The 1,797-nt window shown below is 56.2% G+C and carries 5 protein-coding genes and 1 other RNA gene; 1 reads left to right on the forward strand and 5 read right to left on the reverse strand.

Going from position 1 to position 1,797, the window contains the following annotated elements; translation table 11 throughout:
* From ABD971_RS29445 to ABD971_RS29465, 5 genes are all read right to left on the reverse strand, one after another.
* A partial coding sequence (locus tag ABD971_RS29445; protein WP_345327292.1) for a hypothetical protein occupies positions 1–264 on the reverse strand: 264 nt, incomplete at its 3' end.
* Between the two features lie 26 nt (positions 265–290).
* Positions 291–352, reverse strand: an RNA gene (locus ABD971_RS29450) — hammerhead ribozyme type II.
* A gap of 59 nt (positions 353–411) precedes the next feature.
* Positions 412–663, reverse strand: coding sequence for a hypothetical protein (locus ABD971_RS29455; RefSeq protein WP_345327293.1), 252 nt, complete (start codon positions 661–663; stop codon positions 412–414).
* Positions 664–918: 255 nt separating this feature from the next.
* Complete coding sequence (locus tag ABD971_RS29460; RefSeq protein WP_345327294.1) at positions 919–1,140, reverse strand: hypothetical protein; 222 nt, start codon at positions 1,138–1,140, stop codon at positions 919–921.
* Positions 1,141–1,272: 132 nt separating this feature from the next.
* Positions 1,273–1,548, reverse strand: coding sequence for a hypothetical protein (locus ABD971_RS29465; protein ID WP_345327295.1), 276 nt, complete (start codon positions 1,546–1,548; stop codon positions 1,273–1,275).
* On the opposite strand from ABD971_RS29465, the gene ABD971_RS29470 reads away from it, so the two are divergent.
* Positions 1,547–1,797: hypothetical protein (locus tag ABD971_RS29470; protein ID WP_345327296.1), on the forward strand; the 251-nt coding region annotated here is incomplete at its 3' end. The two genes, ABD971_RS29465 and ABD971_RS29470, sit on opposite strands and share 2 nt — an antisense overlap.

Below are 1,797 nucleotides of genomic sequence, written 5' to 3' on the forward strand. Positions count from 1 at the left end.
TTTCTCGCCGCCGGCCGTTTCGTTCGCGGGTTGGTTCGCCGGCTTTGCGACGTGTTTGCGAACGCGAGTCTCATTGGCCGACGTAGGTTGTCGCGCCGGTCCTTGCAACCGGCCGGCGGTTTTGATCCGGACCTTTTTGTTGGTCATCATGTTCGTCGCCTCCCAACCGCCGGAGGAATGCTCCGCATCGATTCGCACGACCACTTTCTTGTTCGTGACGTTCGCGTAGTACTCGCCGCCAATCTTTACATCTTCCTTTTTCATCTTCGTATCTCCCAATTTGTATTCGTGGTTGGCTGCCATCGTCAGGCCGCGGGAACCACCCGCGACAACGCCCATTTGCGTTTCGGCTTTTGTCCATGTGCGTCGTGCCGCGGTTCCTTCCGCGGCGGTTGCCTTGCGGCGGGCGGGTTACACAACCGCGCCGAGGTAGCTTTTGTTGAGCCGGTCGAGCATCTCGCAAAAGATGTAGTACTCTTCCAAAAGGGGACCGTTTGGCCCGAGGTCGGCGTCGGCCTTCTCAAGAGCGTCGACCAAGGGGCGAAGGTTGTCGGCGATCCGGTAGTACGATTCGCGAATGTCTTGGTAGGTCGCCGGATCGAGTTTTTTCATCTCGCTGCGAAGGGCGGCGGCCTTGGTCTTTTGGGTTTCGTTCATGGCCATGGTTTCGTCTCTCGTGGAAAAGGTGTTGAAATCGTTTTGCCGTTTGGCGTTAACACACATGAGCCATGGATTCCGAGAAAGCTCAAGCGAAGTCTCAAAACAAATTCGAATGTTTGGAATGTTTTTCGATGTCCGCGACGTGGCCGACAAACGCAACGTGTCGCGTTGATGCCAGACCCCGGCGAAGCATTCGCAATCGAAGAAACGCCGCGGCGTCGAGCGAACGTCGCGGCGTGTCGGCATATGAAAAAGAAGTTAACTGGCGTCCGGCTGCGTGAATCGTTTTTTCAATGCTTGGAGTTGTTCGCAAAGGTGTTTCAGCGAGCCAACGTGATCCCATCCGATTACCGGACCGTCGTCGCTCGGTGCCGGCGTGTCTTCGAGGTGTTGGTGCAGGTCTTCGAGAAGCGTCAAAGCCCGAATGTGGGCGGCGGTGTATTCGGCTTCGATGCGTTGGCGATTGGTGGCGGTGGCCATGGTGGCGTCTCCGTTTGCGGAAAGGGAACAAATCATTTCGGTGACACACATGAGCCATGCGTCGCCGGAGTCAGCAAGCGAAGTTCGGGAAAGTTTCTAAATGTTTCCCGAATTCGCTTTTCCAAGCCCCATTCAAGAGTCGCGGCAGGTTTCCCATGCTCGTTTGCTGCCGTAGCAGATCTGACCGCCTTCGACGATGTAGACCATCGCGTCTTCGGCGACATCCTGGTCGTCGAAGTATTCGCTGGGGTCGTCCTCGCTCGCCTCGTTCATCTCCGCGCCGCTAGTGACACCGGCGATCCGGTTTTCAAAAGGCCAGTTCTGTTGCGTCATCAGACGCACCTCGCATTCATCGCCGTGCTCGTCGCGGTACTCTTCAAGCAAGCTGATCAATTCGCCAAGGGTCATGTTTGTTTCTCCGTTCGGGTTAATAAAGAATCGTCTTCCGATGACACACATGAGCCATGGGTTTCCGAACACAGCAAGCGAATTCAGCCAGCAATTAGCTGGTTTTTTCATGTTTCTGGATATCGCCGATACGGCCCAGAAACGCCGCGTGTCGCAACGTGGAAGAGGTGCCCCTCTACCCTTTGAACTACGCCCGCTGGCCGAACGTTGGCGGATGTCGCGGACAGAAAACGAAAGAACGCCGCGGGG

The sequence above is a fragment of the Novipirellula rosea genome, from assembly GCF_039541335.1.
In the GTDB taxonomy this organism is placed as follows: domain Bacteria; phylum Planctomycetota; class Planctomycetia; order Pirellulales; family Pirellulaceae; genus Novipirellula; species Novipirellula rosea.

Bases quoted from the DNA above. Each gene is read 5' to 3' on its own strand.
- ABD971_RS29455 (WP_345327293.1), bottom strand. From the start codon at position 663: ATGGCCATGAACGAAACCCAAAAGACCAAGGCCGCCGCCCTTCGCAGC.
- ABD971_RS29460 (WP_345327294.1), bottom strand. From the start codon at position 1,140: ATGGCCACCGCCACCAATCGCCAACGCATCGAAGCCGAATACACCGCC.
- ABD971_RS29465 (WP_345327295.1), bottom strand. From the start codon at position 1,548: ATGACCCTTGGCGAATTGATCAGCTTGCTTGAAGAGTACCGCGACGAG.